This window comes from Cyclobacterium xiamenense (genome assembly GCF_042140265.1).
Taxonomy (GTDB): Bacteria; Bacteroidota; Bacteroidia; order Cytophagales; family Cyclobacteriaceae; genus Cyclobacterium; species Cyclobacterium xiamenense_A.
Map to the genome: position 1 here is coordinate 3,136,748 of NZ_CP159481.1, position 24,608 is coordinate 3,161,355.

Here is a 24,608-nt window from a genome sequence, read left to right on the forward strand (position 1 = left end):
TCTAAACAATCTTTTTTGACATGTCTGAAAATACCTCTAAGGATCAAAACAGCCAAGCAGATAACGACGAAGACTTTGGCTTGCCTCCGGTTTCCATCAACCCGCTGGAACCCGCACCTGCCGGGAAACCCCCGGTAGCCCCGGTGGCGGGAAAAAAATCGCCTTCCGGAAAACCCAAAGTGGCCACCGATTCCCGGGGCAAGAAAAACAAACCAGCGGAAAAAAAGAAAAGTCGATCCGGCAATGGGGTCTTTGTCTGGATTATACTGTTGATTCTACTTATTGGATTTGGAGCCTACTATTGGGGTAATTTGGGTGATTTTTCCGATGAAAAACCAGCAGAACCACCCCTGGCAATGGAGACACCGGTAGAGGAAAGCCCGGCTGCGGTGGCCCCGTCGGAGCCGAAAGAGGAAATACCGGTCACGAAAGAAGCAGATGATCAACCCGGGCTTACAGAAATTGATGGCCGGGGAACCTCGCCTCGATACTTTCTGGTCGTGGGAAGTTTTATAGACGACGATTTGGCGAGAGATTATTCAGCAAAACTCAATAAAGAAGGACTGCAAACGTTTTTGATTCATCCGTACGGCAACATTCCTTTTTACCGCCTGGCAGTGGGGCAGTACGAAAACGTCGACCTGGCACTCGAGGCCCGGGAGGATTCTCAAGAAGCATATACTGAAAACTTATGGGTTTTGAAATACTAATATGATCCTAGCACAAACCTTGTCTACTACAGACGGCCAACAGGCCGTAGATTCACTTGCCCTCTTAGAGGGATCCGCTTCTTCGGACATTGGTCTTTTGGAGCTATTGGTAAAGGGGGGCTACATGATGATTCCGCTGTACCTGCTCTTTATTCTGGCCATTTTTATTTTCATTGAGCGGATAATCACGCTGAAAAAAGCCTCCAAAACCCCAAAAGGAATGATCGATCAGGTCAAAATGATGGTTCAGAGCGGCAACATCGAGCAGGCAAAGCTGATTTGCCAGGGAGAGGAGACGCCGGTTGCACACATGGTCGCCAAAGGCCTGGAACGAATCGGCAGCCCCCTAAAAAATATCGAAGTGGCCATAGAAAACGTGGGAAAGATTGAAATTTACAAATTGGAAAAGAACCTGGGACTGCTAGCTACCGTCTCAGGTGCGGCACCGATGATAGGCTTTCTGGGTACAGTAGCCGGTATGATTCGGGCATTCATCGGTGTGGCACAGGAAGAAGGAATGGTTTCTCCAAAACTCCTTTCCACGGGGATATATGAGGCAATGATTACTACGGCCACCGGACTCGTAGTGGGGATCGTGGCGTATCTGGGGTACAATTACCTGGTCACACAGGTTTCCAAATTGATCCACAACATGGAGTACACCACCATCGAGTTTATTGATCTACTTCAGGATAAGAAATAATATGGGGCTCCAGTCAAAAAATAAAATAGAAGCAGCGTTCAGCATGTCGTCCATGACGGACATTATTTTTTTGTTGCTGATCTTCTTCATGCTTACCTCCTCCTTCATTACACCGTCGGGCTTGCCTGTCAATTTACCCTCCAGTGAAACCTCCGACATTGTGATGCAGGAGGTTACCGTGAGCATTACCAAGGACCTGAAATATGCCGTTAACGACCGGCAGGTGAATAGAAGTGAAATTAAAAACGAACTAACTTCGTTATTGAAGAACAAGCAAGGGTACGTGGTATTGCACATCGACAAAGAGGTACCCGTGGAGCACTTGGTCGAAGTGGGAGGGATAGCCGCCTCGTTGGAAGCCAACGTGACCATTGCAACAAAACCCTACAAGTAACGAATGGAAATTTGGGAAGACCAAAAGGAAACCCAGGACAATAAGAAAAAGGCGGTCCTGATCACGTTTTTTCTCAACGTGCTGTTGCTGATCGGATTATACTTTATCGTCGTTTGGAAGCAACCCGTGCCTCCGATGTCGCAGTTTGGTTTGGAATTGAATTTGGGCTTTTCCGATACGGGCATGGACAACGAACAGGCCACCACTGCCGCGACAAATGCCAGCGAGGTGTCGGAAGAGGCGCCGGCGCCGGGTGACCCCTCTTCTCAACCCACGGAAAATACCGTACCGGTCAGTCCTACCGAGTCCAGTCCATCGCCGGCACAACCCAGTCCGAGCGAACCACAGCAGGAAATTCAATCGAACATACCCAGCCCGGTGAGGGCGGACACACAGCCCCGGCCCGCCGCCGAGCGGCCAAAGGAAACCCCTGAAACGCCCGCGGAAACACTCGAAACAGAGGCACCTGTAGAAGCAAAACCTACGCCCGAAAAAGTCGAAGAAAAGCAACCGACCGTGGATCAGCGGGCAATATTTGGCGCGGGGGGCACTACCGGCAGTTCCAACAGGCCATCCTCGGGTGAAAATCAAGGGAGTTCTGGCCAACCGGGTAACGAAGGCAATCCACAGGGTACCGTGGATGGCAGATCCATTTTGCAATCCGGAAGCGGGAATACCGGAGACGGATCGGGCTATAACCTGGATTTGGCAGGTTGGGATTTTGCGTCCCGGCCACAGATTCAAGACAGGATATCCAACCGAAATGGGCGCATCGTCTTTCGGATAACGGTAAACGACAACGGACGCATCGTTCAGGCCATTCCGCTCGAATACAACGTCAGCAATGAGGTATTGAATTATTACCGCACCGTCGTCACCGGTCTTTCGTTTAAACGGCAGAGCGACAATCCTACCGCCGATTATTCCACCGGTCGAATTACCTTTATCATTCGGGTCGATTAATACTCCTCCATGACCTATCAGGAATCCCTTGACTTCTTGTATCAGGCTTTGCCCATGTTTCAACGCATAGGTGCATCCGCTTTTAAAAAAGATCTGAGCAATACGCTCAAGCTTTGCGAGCGGCTGGGAAATCCCCAGCAGGCCCTTCGGTGCATTCACATAGCCGGCACCAACGGAAAAGGGAGTACCGCCCATGCCTTGGCCTCGGTACTCCAAACGGCCGGCTACAAAACCGGATTGTACACCTCACCCCATTTAAAATCTTTCCGGGAACGGATCAAAATCAACGGGACGGAGATTCCCGAAGCGGAAGTATGTCGCTTTGTGCAACTACACCGGGATTTTTTGGAAGGGCTGAAACCCAGTTTTTTTGAAATGACCGTAGCCATGGCCTTTGATTACTTCGCTCGGGAGGCCGTGGACTATGCAGTCATCGAGACGGGGATGGGAGGAAGGTTGGATAGTACCAATGTGGTGACACCTTTGCTCAGCCTGATTACCAATATCGGGATGGATCACGTTCAGTTTCTGGGGGATAGTCTGGATAAAATTGCCGGAGAAAAGGCAGGCATTATCAAAGAAGGTGTACCGGTGGTGATTGGCCAAACCCAAGCGGAAACGGCACCGGTATTTCGGCAGGTAGCGGCACAAAAAAAGGCGACCCTCCTTTTTGCAGATGAGCGCATGACCGTACTTCCGAAAGGCATGGCGACGGGGCAGCTACCGCTTCGGGCGGTATTTGAAGTTCGGGAAGCCAATGGGAAAACCTGGGAATTATCCATGGACTTGCTGGGCGACTACCAGGCACGAAATCTTCCTGCGATCCTGCTGGCCCTGGATCGGCTTAAAGGAATGGGCCTTCGTATTCGGGAAGAAGACATACGCACCGGTCTGGCCAACATACAGGCGAATACCGGTTTGAAAGGCCGTTGGCAGATTTTGCATACGCATCCAAGGGTTATCTGCGATACGGGACACAACATCGATGGATTGCGGGCAATACTGGATCAGCTCGCCTCTCTGACTTACCGCAAATTGACGCTGGTTCTCGGGATGGTTGCAGACAAGGATGTGGATGAAATTCTGGCACTGCTCCCCAGCGATGCAAGCTATGTTTTCTGCCAGGCAGATCAACCGAGGTCCATGCCAGCCCATGATCTGCAGCAAAAAGCGTTGGCACAGGGACTGGTCGGAATCGTTATCGCGGATGTCAACGAAGCGCTGGAATTTGCTAAAAAAAATGCCCGCCCGGATGATCTGATCTTCGTCGGAGGCAGTACATTTGTCGTCGCAGAAATCAACGGACTATAACATGGGCAGAAAGAAACTGGAACGCTTTGTACAAAACGAAGCCAATCCGAATGTGGTACAACCGGGAAAGGAAATTTTTGAGACCATTCAGGGCAATTGGAAGCAACGATTTTTTAAAAACGAGCATCCGCTGGTTGTGGAATTGGCATGCGGTAGGGGAGAGTTTACGGTGGGTCTCGGCAGACGGTATCCGGATAAGAATTTTATCGGTGTGGACATCAAGGGCTCCCGAATCTGGAAGGGGAGCGCTCAGGCCACAGAGGAAGGCCTGAAAAACGTTGCCTTTTTGCGAACCCAGATCGAACGTCTGGAAGAATCCTTTGCGCCCGGAGAAGTGGATGAGTTGTGGATCACCTTTCCCGACCCCCGCCCAAAAGACCGGGACGAAAAAAAGCGCCTGACTTCCCCCCGTTTTTTACAGCTATACAAGCAAATCATGCATCCCAGAGGCCACATTCATTTCAAGACCGACAATACGGGTCTTTTTGATTATACAGAGGAATTATTTTCCCGCCGCCCCGATATTCACGTGGAGCGAATCACCCGGGATTTCTACGCGTCCAAATGGAAGGACGAGCATTACGGTATCCGGACACGGTACGAAAAATTATTCATGGACAAAGGAGAAACCATCAAATACCTGGAGTTCTTCTTTGTTAACGATTAATCTTCCAGTTCAAGTGCCTCCAATATATCCGCCAGTTCGTCAAAATCCTTGATTCCCGGCCGGATTTCGTGCCCTCCCTTCATGCTGATACCTTTTACCCCGGTAGCGTCCAACAGTTCGCCGATAGTCTCGGAATCAAAGCCAAAACCAAGCAGTACCTCGCAGTTTTTGGCCAGCGCACGGAGCGAATCTATTTCCTCTTGCTGAAGTTCCTGGTTGGTGTCGGATTCCAGGTTAAGTACGATCTGTTGTTCCCCCAGACTTCTGGAAAAGGACAGGATCTCCTCCCAGTCGGATTTTGAACGCAAGGTAAAGCGATAAATTAGCCCGTAACCGCTGTTTTCCAGGAGTTGGAGGTGGTGCTTTTCTTCCACCTGTATCCAGGTGAAGCCTTCGTAGGTAGTCAGTGTCTGCAAGATTTGGTCGGGGTGCGTGAGTGAAAACTCGGCGACGTATTCCAGACCCGACAGCCAATCGGTGATCTCCTTGAATTCAACCGGTGACACGTAGTGTTCGGAGTGCTCCTCCAGGGAAAACCCCATCAGGTTTACGTACATCCCCGAACAGTACCTGGCGTCGCTTAAATTGTTTACATTGCTTATCTTTACAAAAGTTTTTAAAGCCATTTCAATTTAGCGTATTAAATGTGTAATTTGAACGGATTTCAAAGATAGAGAATGAATGGTTTGGATAAAAGGTATTGTTTTCTCCCATTCCTGATTTTTATGATAGGTTGTGAGGTGGTGCGAGAAGATCCTTCAGCAATTAGGTCTACGTATTTGCCCTTATCCGTGGGAAATTTTTGGGAGTACCGCGTGGAAAATACTCGTTATTTTGGAGAAAATGATTTTGAGGCCGACACGTATTTCTATAGGGATCAAATCACCGACCAATCCCTTAATGTGGAAAACGACGTCGTATTTTGGGTTCGCAGGCAACGTTCGACGAATCGGAATACCTGGTCCGAAGAAAGGACCTATACGCTTACTTTTTCCGGGGGCAGGGTGATCCGGCAGGACAACAACCTGGTGGAAATCATTCTGGTATATCCGGCGGACCGGGAAACGAGCTGGGATGGAAACACGTATAATTCGCTGCCCGCCAAATTCTTTTTTGTCGAGCGGATCGGGGATCTTTTGATTGAAAACAATTATTTTCCGGAGACCATGACCGTTCGGCAAAGCGAGGAAGACGACCTGATTACGCTGCGAGACAACCGATACGAGGTATATGCCGAAGACGTAGGGATGGTAGAAAGTTACCATGAGGTATTTCGCTACTGTTCCCGAAACGATTGTTTGGGACAACAAATCATTCAGGAAGGACGTTTTACTCATTTAAGACTGATTCGGCATGGGAAAGAGTAGTTTGTTTGCGCTTGTTTGTTTTCTGCTCTGCTGCGGCAGACCCTTGATGGGACAGGATCGGTATGCCATCCATTACACCTACAAGCCAACGGATCAGTACAGCCTGAACAGGCCCCTGGAATTGTTGAGCAAGGCATCTTTGGAGCGCAGGGAACGGGAGAAAATCGGCCTGGACAGCACAGACATTCCCGTTTCTGAGAAGTACATTGCGCTTATTGCCGAGGAAGTAGACGAAATTCTTTACCATTCCAGGTGGCTAAATGCATCCCTGGTCCGGGCGGACTCCGCGGCGGTCGCGAAAATCGCTTCCTTCCCCTTTGTTTCCAAAGTGGAATATGCCGCCCGGGGAGGAAAAAGGAATGCCGAAAATGGTACCCAAGGCTACGATGCGAAGGAGCCGGCAGCTGCAGCGATCCGCACCGGAACAACTTTTGATTTTCAAAACCACATCCTGGGTATCCCGGAAATGCATGCGGATGGATTCAACGGCGAAGGTATCAAAATTGCTGTGTTTGATGCAGGATTTTTAAATGCAGATGCAATCGGTGGACTACAGCATCTTTTTAACGAAAACCGGATTCTGGCGACAAGGGACTTTGTACTTCCCGGATCCTCCCATGTATTCCGCGCGGATACGCACGGTACCGGGGCGCTTTCTTTGTTGGCATCGTTTGATCCCAGTCAATTGATAGGTGGGGCCTATGCAGCGGAGTACATTCTCTGCATTACCGAGGACGTAGATTCCGAATTTCGGATAGAGGAATTCAATTGGGTAAGGGCCGCGGAATTTGCCGATAGCCTTGGAGTCGACATTATAAATAGCTCCCTTGGGTACAACTATTTTGACGATCCCGATATGAATTACAGCCGGGAAGATCTCGACGGTGAGACAGCAGTCATTTCAATCGGAGCTGGGATCGCAGCCAATAAAGGAATTTTGGTCGTTAGCAGTTCGGGAAACGAGGGAAACATCAGCTGGCAGACCATTACGGTTCCTGCCGATGCGCGTGGAATTTTGGCGGTAGGTGCGATCAACAATCGTTTTACCAAGGCGGGCTTTAGTTCCATTGGTCCGAGCAGCGATGGGCGCATCAAGCCGGAATTGGTGGCCTTTGGATCGGGGGTAACACTTTGGAGACAGGTGGAAGGCACTAGTTTTTCCAGCGGCACTTCTTTCTCGGCGCCACAGATTGCTGCGTTAGCGGCTGGACTCTGGCAAGCCAATCCCATGTGGACGCGGGCAGAGCTCAAAGATCGCCTGATTCAAAGCGGCTCGCAAGCGGCAAATCCTGATTTTGAATTGGGTTATGGGGTACCGAATTACCTGCGGGCACTGAACAGTAGGGGAGAAGGAATCCTGGTCGAACAGTCCTCTCGGATTTATCCCAATCCATTGGACGATAAGGAGCTGTTCGTGGAGTTTGGGCAGGAAAATTCCTGTCAATTGACTCTTTACGACTTGCAGGGAAAAATGATCAGTTCACTTTCTTTGGACCGGGCCTTTCTCCGGGATCCCTACCGGGTGGACATGGGTACACTGATTCCGGGAATCTATTGGCTTGAGATAGAGGATACTTCTCAGGCGGCCCGCATGAAGTTGTGGAAGAAGTAAGGAAAAGAAAATAATTTTTCTTTTTTTTGCAATGATTTGTACCTGTTATTTTCAATTTCAAACCTTTCCCGTTCCCTACCATGATGCCCCTGATCGCCCCATCCGTGCTCGCTGCAGATTTTGCCAACTTGCAAGCCGAGATCGAAATGATAAACGATTCCGAGTCGGATTTGATCCACGTCGATATCATGGACGGCGTTTTTGTGCCGAATATTTCCATGGGATTGCCGGTAGTCGAAGCGATTCGTAAACATGCGAAAAAACCCCTGGACGTGCATTTGATGATCGTCAATCCGGATCAGTACCTGGGAGCGTTTCAGAAGGCAGGTGCCGCGCATATTACGGTGCACATTGAAGCCTGCCCTCATTTGCACCGAACAATACAGACGATCAAGGGATTGGGATGTAGGGCGGGAGTGGCGTTAAATCCCCACACACCTGTTTCCCAGCTCGAAGATATTATCCGGGACGTGGATATTGTTTTGCTGATGTCTGTCAATCCGGGCTTTGGCGGTCAATCCTTTATAGAAAATACCTATGCAAAAGTTGAAAAGCTAAAAAAATTGATTGTGGAGACCGGCGCTCATGCCAAAATCGAGATCGATGGAGGGGTAAGCATGGAAAATGCTAAAAAATTATTTGACGTAGGCGCCCTGATTCTGGTCGCGGGCAATTTTGTATTTTCTTCAAAAAATCCAAAAGAAACTATTAAAAGACTAAAAAATATTGGTTAAATTCTATAATAACTCGGTTCACATAAAAAATGGCGTATTTTTTACGATTTAGCTTGTGAAATAAGTTGATTCTGATTTAATTCGTAGGTATAAAGCGTTAAAAAAACTGAAATAGGAATTATGAAAAAAGTATTTGTATTGGCTTTCTTATTGGTTGGACTGATCGGATTTCAGTCACAGGCACAGGACGAAGCAGCTGAGGAAATCACCGATGAAGAATTGGCAAAATTTGCAGCGATGGAGGATTCTGTCATGGCTTTCTACGAGCAAAAAAACGAAGAGTTGGTTTCCATGATCAAGGACAACGAGATCATCGATGGTGCTGCCCGGTACAATGAAATTAAAGACGCCTGGGACGATGAAGAAAAAATGGCGGAAATCGAGATTACCGACGAGGAAAAAGGAGCTTACGAAGAGATCATGGAATTCATGGGCTCGCTGAGTAACGAAGTTAGGGATTTGAAAATCGGTCTTATCAAGAACGACGAGGTGCTAGGCGTAGCAACCTATAACAAAGTAAATAAGGCTATCAAGGAAAACCCTGAAATCAAAGAAAAAGTCGATACGTTGATCGCTGAATTGAAAGAAAAGCGCAGCGTAGACTCCGAGGAGGCCGAAGCCGACGCCAGCGAGTGATAATTTCAACCAAAACAGGAAAAAAAACCCTCTCTTTTTGTGAGGGTTTTTTTGTTTTTTGCGTTATAACAAAAAAAGGCGATATGAATTCTTCCTCGAAACCGTTCCTGTTTTTTGTGTGGGCGTTGTTGACCTGCCTCCTTTTTTTCATCCCGCGATCGCGCAGGAAGATATTTTTGGTATCGAGCGTAAATTGAAGGGCAGAAAAAGTGACAACGAACTGGGCAATGCATTTCGGAACATGGTGAGCAACTTCTCCTTCGAAATTGCGACCGGGGCAGCTTATCAGCGACAGCTTTTTGACTTTAGCAGCGAAACGCCGGCATCCTATCCCATTACGGGCATCCAGGAGGGTGCGACTGACCCCACTGCGGGCGATACACTTTCTTTTAGGGGCGGAAGCCTGGCATTTCCATTGGGACTGGGGCTTCGATTAAATCTGTTTGACTTTTTAACGCTCGGTGCAGGGTACGGGCGGGAGTTCGGAAATATTCCTCCGTTGACGTTTTCAGGCAATACCTTCGAATTTCAGGGGCAGGCCTACACCTACGACAAATTGTATGGAACTGTTGGCCTCGTACTTTGGGATGCAGGCAAACGTATTTCTTTTTTACGGTGGCGGTACCGAAAGTATTCTGAGAACAATCTTTACATGCAGTCGGAACTCAAACAACGGGCCCGGCAAATATACCCCTGGCGATTTATCGTGGAAGGAGAATTCGGCTCCCTATTCCTTCGAAAAAATCCGGATCCAAACCTGACTGCGCCAGACCCGTATTACGGCCTGGCCGCACGCCTGGAGTACGATTTTTCGGAGTATACCAAGATATTTGTAAGGCCCTCCGCGGAATTCAGACCGTTTACTTATACCAACCCGGAAATTCCGGAAACCCAAGGCCTGATGCAACAGGTCTACTCCCTGCAGATGGGCGTATCGATAAATCTTCCAGGTACCAAGCGCTGCAAGGTGGGCGGATGCCGGGTGGTCATGAAACACCTGCACAATGGTGTCGAGTATCGCGGGAGTTCGATATGGCACAGGCAACACAGAAAAGTGGGTCAATGGTAAAAAATGGTACAAAAGCGGCCACTGACGCTTGCTTTTCCAAATTTTCTAAAAAATTTTCTACCATTAACTCCATGAAAATAAATTGGATACCCGTTTCCATAATTGTTAGAAAAATTATATTTTTCTAAACCTGTTCTTTTTGCTATCTTGCAGGTTATTAGCGAGAAATTTTAATTATGGCCCAAGGAGAGAACGAGAATATTATCCCGATCAATATTGAGGAAGAAATGCGCGGTGCTTACATCGATTATTCGATGTCGGTAATTGTTTCCAGGGCGCTACCCGATGTGAGGGATGGTTTGAAGCCGGTACACCGCCGAATCCTGTATGGGATGCAGGAGTTGGGGGTTAGTTACAACAAGCCATATAAAAAATCAGCACGTATTGTAGGTGAGGTCCTGGGTAAATACCACCCGCACGGAGACTCCGCGGTCTACGAAACGCTGGTACGCATGGCGCAGCACTGGTCCTTGCGGTATCCCCTCGTAGATCCTCAGGGAAACTTTGGCTCGGTGGATGGGGACAATCCCGCTGCAATGAGGTATACCGAGGCCAGGTTGCGGCGAATTGCTGAGGAATTGCTCATCGATATCAACAAAGATACGGTTGATTTTCAACTGAATTTTGACGACACGCTGAAAGAGCCGGTTGTCCTTCCTGCCAAAATACCTGCCCTTCTGCTAAATGGCGCATCAGGAATCGCGGTAGGGATGGCCACCAACATGGCTCCCCATCATCTGGGCGAGGTCATCGATGGGATCACTGCCTACATTGACAACAACGACATTACCATCCCAGAGCTAATGGAGCACATCACTGCTCCAGATTTTCCTACCGGCGGAATCATTTACGGATACAACGGCGTCAAGGCAGCCTTTGAGACCGGTAGAGGGCGGATCATCATGAGGGGAAAGGCCGCGGTAGAGACCAAGTCGAATGGTCGGGAAATGATCGTGATCACCGAAATTCCCTATCAGGTCAATAAAGCCTCCATGGTGGAAAAGACCGCACAGTTGATTAACGAGAAAAAACTCGACGGAATTACTGCTATCCGGGATGAATCGGATCGTCAGGGGATGCGTATTGTATACGAACTAAAAAAAGACGCCGTCCCCAATGTCATTCTAAACAATCTATACAAGCACACCCCCCTGCAGACCTCGTTTAGTGTTAATAACGTGGCACTGGTTAAGGGGAGACCGTATACCTTGAATCTCAAGGACCTCATTGTCCACTATGTCAATCACCGGCATGAAGTGGTGATCCGAAGGACGCAGTTTGAGCTGAAAGAAGCCGAGAAACGCGCGCATATCCTGGAGGGCTACCTGGTTGCGCTGGACAATCTGGACGAGGTGATTCAATTGATTCGGGACTCACGAGATCCGGAAACAGCCAGGAACGGGTTGATGGAGCGGTTCGAATTGTCCGAAATTCAAGCCAGAGCCATTCTGGACATGCGCCTGCAGCGTCTTACCGGAATGGAACGGGAAAAAATCCAGCAGGAATACGATGAGTTGATGAAGCTTATCGAAGAACTAAAGGAAATTCTCGCCAATGAGGACAAGCGCATGCAGATCATTAAGGACGAACTCCTGGAAATGAAGACGCGCTATTCGGACGAACGAAGGACCACCATTGAGCACAATGCCGAGGACTTCAATTACGAGGACATGATCCCCAACGAAGAAGTGGTGATTACCGTTTCGCATCAAGGGTACATCAAACGGACCGTATTGACGGAATATAAATCCCAAAGTCGGGGAGGTATCGGATCCCGGGGAGTAAGCACCAAAGAGGACGATTATACCGAGTACCTGTTTACGGCGCTCACACATAACTACCTGTTGATTTTCACCGATCAAGGCAAGCTTTTTTGGTTAAAGACCTATGCCATTCCGGAGGGTAGCAAGACATCCAAAGGGCGGCCCATACAAAACCTGATAAATATTCAATCGGGGGATAAAATTCGATCCATTATTCAGGTAAAGGATTTGAATGACGCGGACTACATCAATAATAACAACATCGTAATGATCACCCGTAACGGGATCATTAAAAAAACCACGCTGGAGCAGTATTCGCGTCCCCGCACCAATGGGATCATTGCCTTAAATATTCGGGAGGACGATCAGTTGCTGAATGTGGAGTTAACCAATGGCGATTCCCATATTGTCATCGCTTCCAGTTCAGGAAGGGCGGTGCACTTTCATGAATCGAACGTTCGTCCCATGGGTAGGACCGCTACCGGTGTAAAAGCCATCAACCTGGGGGAAGAAGACAACCATGTAATTGGCATGGTTTGTGTTCACAGAGAAGACGCGACGCTGCTGGTAGTGACGGAAAAAGGATTTGGAAAGCGTTCCTATCTATCCGAATACCGCATTACCAAGCGGGGAGGAAAAGGCGTAAAAGCCATGAATATTACCGAGAAGACCGGGGGATTGGTAGCCATTAAGGAAGTCGTCGATACGGATGATTTGATGATCATCAACCGATCCGGCATTACCATCCGGACGCCTGCATCGGGCGTTCGGGTAATGGGAAGGGCTACCCAAGGCGTGCGCTTGATTCGACTCAACGATACTGACAAAATCTCTTCCGTAGAAAAGATTGAAAATATTTTGGAAGAGGAAGAAGGAGCTGGGGAAGATCCTGACAGAGCAAACGAAACGAATTCCGATACTGAATCATAAGTAAAACCAAAAAAAGAATAACACTCCGAACATGAAAAAGTTAATTTTATCTTTGGCTTTGGTGGGCATTGCTTCGACAGTTGCCTTTGGCCAGAAAAAGGTGGTTAAGTCCGCCGAAAAAAACCTGCGAAAAGGCGAAATGGAAGCCGCGTATTCGGATATCAAAACTGCCATCACCGACGCAGAAACCGGTAGCGAATCCGAGACGTATTTCATCAAAGGAAAAATCGAAACACAGATGTTTGAGGCGGATTCTTCCAATACCCAGGAAACGGTCGCATTAGGTAGAGAGGCTGAGGCCAGTTTTATGAAAGCTTTCGAAATGGAAGACATGGATTCCACCAGTAGTGTTAGCAAGGACCTGTTCAAAGAGGTTGTGCCCGATATGCCGGCCAACTTCCAGGGAGAAGGTGTCTACCGCTTGAAGAATGCCTCTTTCAACAAAGCAATCGAAAAGTACGAGGAAGACGACATGGAACTATCCTACGAATTTTTCTCTCTGGCAGCCGATTTGGATCCGAAGGATACCTCCATTGTATTCAATGCGGGATACACGGCGAACATGACGGATAACACCGAAGGTGCCAAAAAATACTTCACGCATCTGCTTGATATTGACGAATATAACAAACTAAATGCGTATTATTTTCTGATTCAGATTGCCAGTGCAGAAGAGAACAACCCGGAAGAGGCCTACCGATTGGCCAAAGAGGCACGAGAGCTTTATCCTGAAGACAAAGGCCTGGCCGAATTCGAAATTCAGTTGCTGTTGCAACTGGACAAAATGGATGAGGCAATGGCTTCTATAGAAGAAGCGCTAAAAACCGATCCGGACAACGCAGCCATCCGTTTGCGATACGGCTACCTGAAGGAAAAGTCAGGAGATATGGAAGGTGCCTTGGAGGAATACAAGCGTACCGTAGCGGCAGATCCCGAATTCTTCGAAGGAAACTACTACGCGGGTGCCATTTATCTGGATAAAGCCAGAAACATCATAACGGAGGTAAATAACCTTTCGGATGAGGAATGGGAGGAAAAATCAGATACCATGCTCGCGGAAGCCGATAGTTTGTACGAAGAAGCCTTGCCATACTTTACCAAAGCTTCGGATTTGCAGCCGGACAATACCGATATCATGGAGATTTTGTTCCAAATGCACACCCGTTTGAAAAACGAAGCGAAAGCGGAGGAATACAACCAAAAGCTATCCGATAAACTTGGAGCAGATTGGTTGGAAAGATAATTAGTAGGTAATGGAATGTGAAAAGGCTTGTCCGAGTAATGTCGGACAAGCCTTTTTTTTGTGAGTTCCCCTTACTGTCTGGTCCCAGGCAAGTGCCAGAATACCGAGATCGTTGGAATAAAAGGAAGTACATCGGCACCTCCTGCAGCTGCAGCTTCGCCCTTACCCTTCTTGCAGAGCCAGATGGGGACCACATAAAGTAGTTCTGGTCTACCGGGTTGATTCTCCAAGAAAAACAAGCAGCAGTCAGTCTATTGCCAGCTTTCCGGAAAGGAAAATATGCTGAAATTCCAAACCCAGGGAAGGTAAAAAAGGGTCAGTATCAGAATGAACACGATGGAAAGTAAATTCAGAAAGAAGCCGGTTCGCATCATAACAGGGATGGTCAGGTAACCAGAGCCAAACACGACCGCATTGGGAGGCGTGGCTACCGGCAGCATAAAGGCGCAGGAAGCGGCCATGGTAGCACCAATCATCAGTCCGTAGGGATGCACGCCCATGGCCAGTGCGACGGCAGCTAAAATGGGTAGCAGCATGGAGGCAGTAGCCACGTTCGAGGTTATTTCTGTGAGGAAATTAACGGCAGCAATGATCAAAAGTAAAAACAACCAAAAAGGGAAATTTTGCAATAAGATAAACTGCTTGCCAATCCAATTTGCCAAGCCGGTTTCCTGAAAACCTTCTGCCAGTGCCAGACCACCTCCGAAGAGGATCAGAATACCCCAGGGGATTTTTTCCGCTACTTTCCAGTCCAGTAAGTGTTCGTTTTTTTCATTTCCGGCTGGCAGAACAAAGAGCAACAAAACGCCGGTCAGGGCAATGATCGTGTCTGTCAATGCCGGCACAAATTGCTGCAACAAAAAACTGCGGCTGATCCAGGAGAAACTGACAGCAATGAATACCCAAAGTACCCGCTTTTCCTGTTTGCTGATGGGTCCAAGTTCGGTCAGCTGCCGTTTGATTTCTTCTTTTCCACCTTGCAGTTTCAACGTTTTCGGAAAACGAAAAGCCCAATTCACCAGGTAATACCAGCAAATCAATAACAGTCCAAGGGCGATAGGAAATCCGATTAGCATCCATTCACCAAAACTAATTTCTATCCCGTAGGTGCTTTTTACCACACCGACTAAGATCACGTTGGTTGGGGTACCAATGATGGTGGCCAGTCCCCCAATGGACGCACTGTAGGCAATGCCCAGCATCAAAGACTGTCCCAGCGTTTGCTGAACCGCTTCGTTGGACTGACTGACCTGCATGACCACTGCAATGGCTATGGGTAGCATCATGAGTGAGGTAGCCGTATTGGAAATCCACATCGATAAAAATGCCGTAGCCACCATGAAACCCAAAATAATTTTCTTTAGATCCGTGCCCAGAAAAGAAATGATCTGCAGGGCAATCCGTTTATGTAGGTTCCATTTTTCGATACTTACAGCGATCATAAAGCCCCCCATGTACAATAAAACCATGGGATCCGAATAGGGAATAGAAGTGGCTTTGATGCCCATAACGCCGGTCAATGGAAAAGCGACCAGGGGGAGTAGCGCGGTGGCAGCTATGGGAATGGCTTCCGTGATCCACCAAATGGCAATCCACAAGGTAATGGCCAGTAGGGAGGTACCCGATTCGGATAAACCTTCCGGAGAAGCGAAGAAATAAAATCCCAAAAAGACAAGAGGCCCGAGTATCAAGCCGATTTTCTTAGTTTGCATGGCATCGAATAAAGTTTAAGAATAGGTATAAAATGCCCAAATTCAAAAAGAAATGCGGCAGGATTTTACCTGTACCGCGAATTTAGCACCGATGCCAAGCCCATCCATGGAGTCCACAGGACAGTACAGGATAGAATTTCCTATTTCGTGTACTTTATTTAAGATAAATTGGAAATTTATGTTAATATTGGTTCAAACAAAGCCCGACTAAAAATTAAACAGATACTGATGATCAAACGGAATTTAGATCGATTCAAGCGAACCCTGTCCCTCTCGTGGGTACTGGCAATAGCCTTTTTTGCTTTCCAATGTGGACCAGAGGGTCCGAAATTAGCACTCAATAAAGGAGATCATATCATCTTGGTAGGGAATAATTTGGGTTCCCGCATGATGAATTACGGGTATTTCGAGACAGAAATGCACGTGCGGTATCCAGACTCCCTGCTTTATATCCGGAACATGAGTGACGGGGGCGATACGCCGGGTTTTCGACCCCATTCCGGCAGGGTATCTCCCTGGGCTTTTCCCGGGGCAGAAGAATTTCAGGACGAATTGGCGACACCCTCTGGCAGCGAGGGACACCTGGAATCGCCCGACGAGTGGATCAAACGTCACGAAGCGGATATCATCGTAGGCTTTTTTGGGTACAACAAGTCCTTTCAGGGACAGGAGGGGTTGGACCGGTACAAGCAAGAACTGGAAGCCTTTATTAACCATACCAAAAACACCATATACAATGGAGAAGCCGCTCCCCAATTGGCGCTGGTATCTCCAATCGCCTTTGAAAACCTCAGCGCCGACTACGATCTGCCCAATGGAGAACAAGAAAACCGAAATTTAAAGTTATATACCGAAGCCATGCAGGAAGTGGCAGCGGCCAATCAGGTACATTTTGTGAATGCGTTTGACCCCTCCGCTTCCTGGTATGCCGATTCGAAGGAATACCTTACCATTGACGGTTTTCAACCGACCGAAGAAGGATACAAAAAATTCAGTAAATTCCTTACGGACCAATTGTTCGGGAAAGACAAACCGGTAGCAGAAGATCGGCGAGAAGCCATCCGAGGGGCCGTTTTGGAGAAAAACTGGATGTGGCACAACGATTACAAAATACCGAACGGGGTACACGTGTTTGGCAGGAGATACAACCCCTTTGGCCCGGACAACTATCCCTACGAGTTGAAAAAGATTCGTCAAATGACGGATAACCGGGATCAGGCGATCTGGAAGGTAAGTCAGGGGGAATCGTTTGACCTGGTGGCTGCAGATGCGAACACCATCGAACTTCCTCCCGTGGAAACCAATTACAATCCGGAAAAAAACGGTGATTTGGAATACCTGTACGGGGAAGATGCCCTGAAGAAATTTGAAGTGGCAGAAGGCTATAAGGTGGAATTATTCGCTTCCGAATCGGAGTTTCCTGACCTGGCAAATCCCGTTCAAATGACCTTTGATACCAAAGGCAGGCTGTGGGTTGCGGTAATGCCCAGTTATCCCCACTACAAACCGGGAGATCCCAAACCCAACGACAAGATACTGATTCTGGAAGATACCGACAACGACGGGAAAGCAGACAAGCAAATTGTCTTTGCAGACAGCCTGCATCTGCCCATCGGGATGGAAATTGCCGAAGAAGGGGTCTATTTATCTCAGGGCACCAACCTGATCCTATTAGTGGATAAAGATGGCGATGATTATGCCGAGGAGCGCGAAATCTTGCTCAGCGGCTTTGATGACCACGATACCCATCACAATATTTCTGCCTTTGTGGCCGACCCTTCCGGAGCCATCTACATGGGAGAGGGGGTCTTTTTGCATACCAATGTAGAAACACCCTACGGGCCTGTTCGCGCTACCAACGGTGGCTTTTATCGGTACAATCCTGCGCGTAAACGCCTGGAAAGAACCGCGCAGCTACCCATTCCCAATCCCTGGGGCATCGCCTTTGATGATTGGGGGCAAAATTTCTTTGCGGAAACTTCCGGCCCGGATGTACGCTGGATGATGCCGGGATCCATCAAACCCCGCTATGGAGAAGGTACGCACAAAGGCCCCAACCTTATCGAAGATGCCCATCGTGTGCGGCCTACTTCGGGTCTGGAGTTGGTTTCGAGCCGGCATTTTCCAGAGGAAGTTCAGGGAGACTTGTTGATCAATAACACCATCGGCTTCCTGGGTATGAAAATGCACAAAATGATGGAAGACGGTACCGGTTACGATAGTGAGCACCGGGTAGACCTGATTCGAAGCGATGATCGAAATTTCAGACCCGTAGATATGGAGTTTGCTCCGGACGGCTCGCTCTACTTCGTGGACTGGCACAATATCCTGGTCGGACACATGCAGCACAATGCCAGGGATCCGCTTCGGGATCATGTACACGGACGTATCTACCGAATCACCTATCCTTCCCGACCATTGGTGACACCTCCGCAAATAGCCGATGCACCAATAGAAACCCTGTTGGAAAATCTTAAGTTGCCGGAATTCAGGGCCAGGTACCGTACCCGTGCAGAATTACGGGGCCGGGACAAAGGGGAAGTGCTGGAGAAAATGCAGGAATGGATAACCAGCCTGGATGCCAACGATCCCCGGTACGAACACCATTTGTTGGAAGCACTTTGGGTGAGTTGGGGCCTCAATCAGGTAGATCAGGAATTGATGAAAACCTTGTTTGCTTCCGAAGATCACCGGGTAAGGGCGGCTGTAGCTCGTATCCTTCGCTACACCGGGCATCAGGTACCTGATCAGGTGGAAATGCTGAAGAAAGCGGCAGCGGATCCTCACGGGAGGGTACGGCTGGAAGCCATTGTAGCGGCATCCTGGCTGGATAAGGAAGACGGGCTGGCCATTCTGGAAGTGGCAGACGAGCATCCCAAAGATGTATGGATGCAACGTCCGTTTGAAACCGCTTTGGCCCATTTGAACGGCATGTCGGTGAAAAATATGGTGGTGAATCCGGATGGCAGCATCGTCTTTCAGGAAGCTCCTCAAGAGGAGAAGGCATCCAATAGCCGCCTGAAAGGAGAGGACCTGACGCTTTTCCAAATGGGCAAAGCGATCTATAGTCGGGAAGGGTTCTGTATCACCTGCCATCAGCCGGATGGTAAGGGGCTGAGTGCTTCCGGTTTTCCCCCACTAGCCGGTACCAAATGGGTAAATGGCAGCGAAGAACGCCTGGTTAAAATCATCCTCAACGGCTTGATGGGCCCGATTGAGGTGCTGGGTAAGGAATATCCCGGTCAGGTTCCCATGACTCCCTATGCGGGTATGCTGAATGACAAGGAAGTGGCCGCAGTGGCAACCTATGTGCGGAATAGTTTTGGAAACGAATCATCCCCCATCAAACCCGAAACGGTTGCCGAGGTGCGGGAGGCTTCCAAGGCAAAACAAGGATTCTACTCTCCGGCAGAATTGCTGCAAGAGCACCCCATGGAGGAATGAATAGGTAGTTTGTAAAAGTTTTGTGTTGAAAAGAGGAGGTGGCCAATTCAGTCGCCTTTTCTTTTGAACGGGGGGTTGCCCTCGGTTAGTAAAAACGTTGAGGTGTACAAGGAAAATCAAACACCAATCAATCAATAGATGTCTGATTGTTGACAAAATAGGGTACTTCTCCCGCTATACAGTAGTAGGGCATTGGTGTTTTGTCTTATTCATGAAAATCGGGCAGTACGGAATCTAACGAAACTAATGGAACGATGAGAAAGCTTTTTTTTACGTCCGTCTTTATTATCTGGGCGGTTGTTTTGTTCTTGATTGGCTATTATTCCATCAGGGATTTTAGACTGGGACACTTTATTCTTTTAGTTCTGGCTGTTTTGACGCTGATTGGCATTTACGATGCATTGCAAAAAAAGCACGCGATTCTGAGAAACTTCCCGGTGGTCGGTCATTTTCGGTACCTCTTTGAATCAATCAGCCCGGAAATACAACAGTACTTTGTCGAAAACAACACCGATGGCAAACCCTTTTCAAGAAACCTTCGCTCGTTGGTTTACCGTCGGGCAAAAACCGTTAACGATACCCATCCGTTTGGCACTCAGCGAGAAATAGATGGCGTTGATTACGTGGCACTTCGGCACTCCATTTACGCTGTTGCCGCCCATTCTGAGGACCTTAGGGTCAGGATTGGATCCGAATTGTGCGCCAAACCCTATTCGGCATCTTTGTTGAATATCTCCGCCATGAGTTTTGGTTCGCTTTCTTCCAATGCCGTAAAGGCCCTAAACATAGGAGCGAAAAAGGGAAATTTTTTTCAAAATACCGGGGAAGGAGGAATTTCTACCTATCACCAGCAAGGGGGAGACTTGTGTTGGCAGATCGGTACCGGATACTTTGGTTGCCGGGACGGGCAAGGAAACTTCAGCCCGGAAAAATTTAGGGAAAAAGCAGGCTTGCCCGAGGTGAAATTGATTGAAATAAAAATTTCGCAAGGGGCCAAACCCGGTCACGGTGGCGTCTTGCCGGGCATAAAAAACACACCGGAAATAGCCGATATTCGCGGCATCGTTCCAGGTACAACCGTCTTATCTCCCCCTTCCCATTCGGCTTTTTCCAATCCTGCTGAATTGGTTGATTTTATAGATGAACTTCGCCGGTTATCTGGTGGCAAACCAATAGGTTTCAAACTTTGCATTGGACGAACGGAAGAGTTTATAGCGATCTGCCAGGAAATGGTTGCGCGAAACTGTTGGCCGGATTTCATCACCGTGGATGGGGCAGAAGGAGGAACCGGTGCGGCACCGCTCGAATTCTCCGATAGTGTCGGCTTACCCTTGGAGCCTGCCTTAATATTTGTGCGTTCGACTTTAGAAAAGTTTAACCTGCGCGACAAAATAAAAATTATCGCCTCTGGCAAAATTATTAGTGCCTTCTCAATTCTGAAAAATATCGCCCTTGGAGCGGATTTGTGCAATTCGGCTCGTGGCTTCATGTTTAGTATTGGATGCATCCAAGCACTTCGGTGCAACACGAATGAATGCCCAACGGGGGTGGCGACCCAGCGCGCTGGTCTTGTCAAAGGCCTGGTGGTCACGGATAAATCCGAACGCGTATTCAATTTCCATAGGAATACCGTTCGGGCAGTTTCTGAGCTACTGGGAGCGGCTGGCTATAGCCACACGGATCAATTGACCGTGCATGATTTGGTAAAGGGAGACGAAATGGTGCAACTTGCTAATCGGTATTTTCCTGATTCAGTGAATTCTCAAGTCTGACCTCCCATTTCAGCCCCTGCCCGGTAATACAAGACCATTCAGTGGCTTACATCCAATTTGTGTAGGAGAGGCTAACCGGAACGGTATATTCCCCAAGTTGTACCTGGTGTTTTTCGATCTTTTCTACCCGGTTTTTATTGACTATAAAGGAACGATGGGTGCGGACAAAATGGGAGGGAAGCAACTTTTCCAGCTCTTTAAAGGTCATGCGGGTGATGATCTTTTCTGAAGCGACATACAAGGTTACATAGTTACCCCTGGCTTCACAAAACAGAACCTCCGGAAAATTCACCTTGATTTGCCCCTCTGAAGTTTTTATGAATACATGGCCGTTTGTTTCCGCTGGCTGCAGTTCCTTCCAGTCGCGAGCTTTTTGACAGGCTTGCAGGAAACGGCTCAGTGAAAAAGGTTTGAGCAGGTAGTCCAGCGCATTGAGTTCAAATCCTTTGACCGCATACTCGGAATAGGCCGTGGTAAAAACCACCATTGTCTCGGCTAGCAACATGCCTGCCAGGTCGATTCCAGAGATATCCGGCATGTTGATATCCAGAAAGATCAGGTCGACGGGCTGGGTTTTGTGGTAGTCAAAGCCCGTGATGGCATCGGAAAAAACCGCTTCCAACTCGAGAAAAGGTACTTTTTCCGCATGGGACTTGATAACTTCCAGGGCCATTTTTTCGTCGTCTATCGCTATAGCTGTTAACATATCAGTTGGATTTCAATTGATGCAGCAACAACACGGAACCTTCGTTTTCAAAATGATTGACTACTTCCTTCGGATAGTTTTCTGGCTGAGTATCTGACACGAATGAAATGGGTTCGATCAATGTAACCACTTCGCCAGTGGGAGTGGTCGCTGTGGGAAGGATCAACGAAGGAAAATGAACGTCGGAAAAGTCAACTTTATGAACATGTAATTTACCGGTTTTTAAATGAATAGCAAATGTCCAGAAATCATTTTTCGTACTAACAATCACGCCCAAAATCAAATCATGGGTACGCTTAACCGGTAATGGGAGGTACTGGTGATTTAGCCCTTTTTCTTTTAATTCATCAGCAAGTGTCATATCATTGACAACATGCTCAGGCAATTTACTGTCTCCAAAGTCTATTAGAATTTGTTTTTCTAGTTTTCCCGTCTCCGAAAAAAGTCGGATGGTATCGTCCGGAGGTCTATTGTATACGATGTGTCCAGAAGTTTTTGACAATAGTCCTGCATGGTAATATACATTGGTATTACCTCCGATGGCGGTGTAGCCAAAATACAAACTGTCTAGCTTAAAAGACGAATCAAAACTCCCCACTTTGGGGTAATTCGAAATCGCATCATTCTGATTGTCATTGTTAATGGCGAATAGCCAGCCGGTCTCTGTTTCTACAAAACCTCCTGCATTCACAGGAATGGAAATAGATTCGACCCAGTTTCCTTCTGGAGAATAAACAAGGATTCTATTTTCAATTGCATCTAGTATCAATACTTCACCGTTTGGCCTTACCTGGAAATCTTCAATGCCCGTTAGTTGATAGGGCCCCTGGCCAAAATCACCAATCTTACGGATAAAGGTTCCTTGGGCATCAAAGACCAATACCCCTGAGTTATTGATATGATCAAAAAGGTAAAATTGATCATTGATCGCTACCAACTTATCCACTCGCTTAAACAATGCCTCCTCCTCTATGCTCAAAAGAACGTAACGTTGTTTCTCAACGAAATCCTTTATGTCTAACGGTAACGCATCCTCGAATGAAAAGGTCTGTACAGGGGATAGGTCGGCTCTGTTCGTTTGATTTCGACAGGAAACTCCCGCGATCAGCCAGCAGAAAAGGTAGAGAAATTGGCGTTGATGCATCATTTCAGTTTAGTCTATTTGGACAGAGAAATGGACAAAATGTTCCGTATCGTTCGCTACTATTGCCAGGTCATGTCTGTCCGGATACAGGACCTGCAATCGCTTGCGGACATTGTCCAATCCGATACCGGATTCATCGGAGGGGTCTTTCAGGGCTTTGGGCGGATGTAGGGAATTGACCACATCCAAGTGTACCGATCCTGCCAGACAACGCAAGTTGATCTTGATCCAGGAGGGGTTTTTAGTGCTGATGCCGTGTTTAAACGCATTTTCCACAAAAGGGATCAGCAGCATGGGGGCAATGTTTCCCTCGCAGGGCTCCGCTGGCAATTTGATCGTAATTTCCGGATTATCCTCCGTAGCGAAACGCAGCAATTGCAGGTCCAGGTAATTGCGCAGGTACTCGATTTCCCGGCGAAGCGGGATTTTATCCAGTTGGTTTTCATGCAGCATAAAGCGCATCATGTCACCGAGCTTTTGAATGCCATCCGAGGTCTTTTCTGCATGCTCCATCAAGGCCGTGCCGTACAAGGTGTTTAAGGCATTGAACAGGAAATGGGGATTGATTTGGGATTTCAGGAAACGAAGATCCGCCGATCCCCGGTCTACCTGATGGCTGAGGTTTTCAATTTTGTCTTTCATGCCCAGGTATTTTTCAAAAGCCAGGTCGGAGAGGGGCAAGGCCACCAACTGGATCACCAGACCGGTGCCCAAACCAAGGAAAACCAACACCGCTTCCTGTCCCATGAGGCCCGCAAATAACAGAAAGCCCGGAAAGACAAGAATCAAAAGGATATTGAACCAAAGGGCGGCACGTTGCTTTCCACGCAATCGCATCCGGTAGATTAGAAAGTAATTGTATACCAGTACCAAAATCGTTGCGGGAAGAAAAAGCGCCAGGATTACCGAGATGCTATCCGAAATCAGAAAGTCCAATTGAAACAGGAACAAAATCAGAAAAAAGAAAATGCTACAAATACGCAGCAGGTTATACGGCAGATAGTCCTTCATTTTCGGAGGTAACAAAACCTCTTTTAACAACAGGACCCAGACCAGGTAGCCACCGTACAGGGCGATGGTGTTAAAATAATATGGGGTAAAGGGCGTTTTGGTTATGCCTGCCCCGACGGAAAAGAGGGAAATGATTGCGTAGGAAAGGCAGAGTGTGAGCAAGCCATATCCGATAAATGCACGATTGTTTTTTGTGCGCTGGTACCGGGGGATGAGTACCCGATGCATCAGGTAAAAAGCAAAAAATAGGATTAGCGGAATCAAAAACCGGGCAAAGTACCCACCGGGGTACACCAGGTATTTCATGTTTCCGAAACTCAGTAGATTGACGAGCACCAGGACCAGGAAGACAAAGGTAACGGCCCACCATTCAATTTCCGAAAATGCCAGGGATTTGGTTTTCATACCTTGCCAGGGTTAATGGTGTGGGTAAAAAAATGAATTTCAAAAGCCTTCCGGATGCTTTTAACCCCGGACTGCTCCAAATGCCAGGCCAGTACGTATAACAGTGCGGCCGCAATCAGGGCATTGTAGGCATTCTTTCGTGTGCTTTTCATGTGTCGGATGGGATTTCGTCCATCGGAAAACGTAGCCGATTTCCGAATTTCGTTCGTGTTACAAGATTAACCCTGGCCGCTTATTTGGCCAATTTTATGTGACGAAACACTCCGAATCAGTGACAGAATCCTAAAAAGATAAAAATAACCTGGTCGGTCG

General features: G+C 48.0%; 21 protein-coding genes. 15 read left to right on the plus strand and 6 right to left on the minus strand.

What is annotated here, in order from left to right; genetic code table 11:
- Window positions 1–20: 20 nt before the first annotated feature.
- Genes ABWH99_RS12930 through trmB form a run of 6 tightly spaced genes read left to right on the plus strand, consistent with a single transcriptional unit; the run spans window position 21 to window position 4,748 of the window.
- A complete protein-coding gene (locus tag ABWH99_RS12930) occupies window positions 21–710 on the plus strand; it encodes an SPOR domain-containing protein (protein ID WP_375582269.1) in 690 nt (229 codons plus the stop codon).
- A 1-nt stretch (window position 711) separates the two neighbouring features.
- The gene (locus ABWH99_RS12935; protein WP_375582270.1) at window positions 712–1,413 is read left to right on the plus strand and encodes a MotA/TolQ/ExbB proton channel family protein; all 702 of its coding nucleotides are present in this window, start codon (window positions 712–714) and stop codon (window positions 1,411–1,413) included.
- Window position 1,414: 1 nt separating this feature from the next.
- A complete protein-coding gene (locus tag ABWH99_RS12940; protein ID WP_375582271.1) occupies window positions 1,415–1,807 on the plus strand; it encodes an ExbD/TolR family protein in 393 nt (130 codons plus the stop codon).
- 3 nt (window positions 1,808–1,810) lie between these two features.
- The gene (locus tag ABWH99_RS12945) at window positions 1,811–2,770 is read left to right on the plus strand and encodes an energy transducer TonB (protein ID WP_375582272.1); all 960 of its coding nucleotides are present in this window, start codon (window positions 1,811–1,813) and stop codon (window positions 2,768–2,770) included.
- A 9-nt stretch (window positions 2,771–2,779) separates the two neighbouring features.
- Window positions 2,780–4,081, plus strand: coding sequence for a bifunctional folylpolyglutamate synthase/dihydrofolate synthase (locus ABWH99_RS12950; protein WP_375582273.1), 1,302 nt, complete (start codon window positions 2,780–2,782; stop codon window positions 4,079–4,081).
- Window position 4,082: 1 nt separating this feature from the next.
- On the plus strand, window positions 4,083–4,748 hold the full coding sequence (gene trmB / locus ABWH99_RS12955) for a tRNA (guanosine(46)-N7)-methyltransferase TrmB (protein ID WP_375582274.1): 666 nt from the start codon (window positions 4,083–4,085) through the stop codon (window positions 4,746–4,748).
- Here trmB and ABWH99_RS12960 read toward each other — a convergent pair.
- Window positions 4,745–5,374, minus strand: coding sequence for a phosphoribosylanthranilate isomerase (locus ABWH99_RS12960; RefSeq protein WP_375582275.1), 630 nt, complete (start codon window positions 5,372–5,374; stop codon window positions 4,745–4,747). The two genes, trmB and ABWH99_RS12960, sit on opposite strands and share 4 nt — an antisense overlap.
- Window positions 5,375–5,563: 189 nt before the next feature.
- On the opposite strand from ABWH99_RS12960, the gene ABWH99_RS12965 reads away from it, so the two are divergent.
- The 7 genes from ABWH99_RS12965 (at window position 5,564) to ABWH99_RS12995 (ending at window position 14,102) form a co-directional block, all read left to right on the plus strand.
- Window positions 5,564–6,115 (plus strand): hypothetical protein, encoded by a 552-nt coding sequence (locus ABWH99_RS12965; RefSeq protein WP_375582276.1) that lies wholly within the window; start codon window positions 5,564–5,566, stop codon window positions 6,113–6,115.
- Window positions 6,102–7,727, plus strand: coding sequence for a S8 family peptidase (locus ABWH99_RS12970; RefSeq protein ID WP_375582277.1), 1,626 nt, complete (start codon window positions 6,102–6,104; stop codon window positions 7,725–7,727). The genes ABWH99_RS12965 and ABWH99_RS12970 overlap by 14 nt, the downstream gene beginning before the upstream one ends.
- Window positions 7,728–7,807: 80 nt before the next feature.
- On the plus strand, window positions 7,808–8,461 hold the full coding sequence (gene rpe / locus ABWH99_RS12975; RefSeq protein WP_375582278.1) for a ribulose-phosphate 3-epimerase: 654 nt from the start codon (window positions 7,808–7,810) through the stop codon (window positions 8,459–8,461).
- Window positions 8,462–8,581: 120 nt separating this feature from the next.
- The gene (locus ABWH99_RS12980; protein ID WP_375582279.1) at window positions 8,582–9,097 is read left to right on the plus strand and encodes a hypothetical protein; all 516 of its coding nucleotides are present in this window, start codon (window positions 8,582–8,584) and stop codon (window positions 9,095–9,097) included.
- A gap of 118 nt (window positions 9,098–9,215) precedes the next feature.
- Window positions 9,216–10,166 carry a hypothetical protein gene (locus tag ABWH99_RS12985; RefSeq protein ID WP_375582280.1) on the plus strand — a complete coding sequence of 317 codons (951 nt, stop codon included), beginning with the start codon at window positions 9,216–9,218 and terminating at the stop codon, window positions 10,164–10,166.
- A gap of 176 nt (window positions 10,167–10,342) precedes the next feature.
- Window positions 10,343–12,859, plus strand: a complete 2,517-nt coding sequence (gene gyrA / locus ABWH99_RS12990) for a DNA gyrase subunit A (RefSeq protein WP_375582281.1) — start codon at window positions 10,343–10,345, stop codon at window positions 12,857–12,859.
- 31 nt (window positions 12,860–12,890) lie between these two features.
- Window positions 12,891–14,102, plus strand: coding sequence for a tetratricopeptide repeat protein (locus tag ABWH99_RS12995; RefSeq protein WP_375582282.1), 1,212 nt, complete (start codon window positions 12,891–12,893; stop codon window positions 14,100–14,102).
- Between the two features lie 251 nt (window positions 14,103–14,353).
- On the opposite strand, the gene ABWH99_RS13000 is transcribed toward ABWH99_RS12995, so the two are convergent.
- Entirely contained in the window at window positions 14,354–15,814 is a 1,461-nt protein-coding gene (locus tag ABWH99_RS13000; RefSeq protein WP_375582283.1) for an SLC13 family permease, read from the minus strand.
- Window positions 15,815–16,042: 228 nt separating this feature from the next.
- Between ABWH99_RS13000 and ABWH99_RS13005 the strand changes: the two genes are divergently transcribed.
- Complete coding sequence (locus ABWH99_RS13005) at window positions 16,043–19,258, plus strand: PVC-type heme-binding CxxCH protein (protein ID WP_375582284.1); 3,216 nt, start codon at window positions 16,043–16,045, stop codon at window positions 19,256–19,258.
- 254 nt (window positions 19,259–19,512) lie between these two features.
- Complete coding sequence (locus tag ABWH99_RS13010) at window positions 19,513–21,030, plus strand: FMN-binding glutamate synthase family protein (RefSeq protein WP_375582285.1); 1,518 nt, start codon at window positions 19,513–19,515, stop codon at window positions 21,028–21,030.
- A 46-nt stretch (window positions 21,031–21,076) separates the two neighbouring features.
- Here ABWH99_RS13010 and ABWH99_RS13015 read toward each other — a convergent pair whose 3' ends face one another.
- From ABWH99_RS13015 to ABWH99_RS13030, 4 genes are read right to left on the minus strand one after another with little or no spacing between them, the layout of a single operon-like run.
- Window positions 21,077–21,736, minus strand: coding sequence for a LytR/AlgR family response regulator transcription factor (locus ABWH99_RS13015; protein ID WP_375582286.1), 660 nt, complete (start codon window positions 21,734–21,736; stop codon window positions 21,077–21,079).
- A 1-nt stretch (window position 21,737) separates the two neighbouring features.
- Window positions 21,738–22,883 carry a 6-bladed beta-propeller gene (locus tag ABWH99_RS13020; protein ID WP_375582287.1) on the minus strand — a complete coding sequence of 382 codons (1,146 nt, stop codon included), beginning with the start codon at window positions 22,881–22,883 and terminating at the stop codon, window positions 21,738–21,740.
- Between the two features lie 6 nt (window positions 22,884–22,889).
- A complete protein-coding gene (locus ABWH99_RS13025; protein WP_375582288.1) occupies window positions 22,890–24,296 on the minus strand; it encodes a sensor histidine kinase in 1,407 nt (468 codons plus the stop codon).
- Complete coding sequence (locus tag ABWH99_RS13030) at window positions 24,293–24,448, minus strand: hypothetical protein (RefSeq protein ID WP_375582289.1); 156 nt, start codon at window positions 24,446–24,448, stop codon at window positions 24,293–24,295. The genes ABWH99_RS13025 and ABWH99_RS13030 overlap by 4 nt, the downstream gene beginning before the upstream one ends.
- Window positions 24,449–24,608 lie beyond the last annotated feature (160 nt).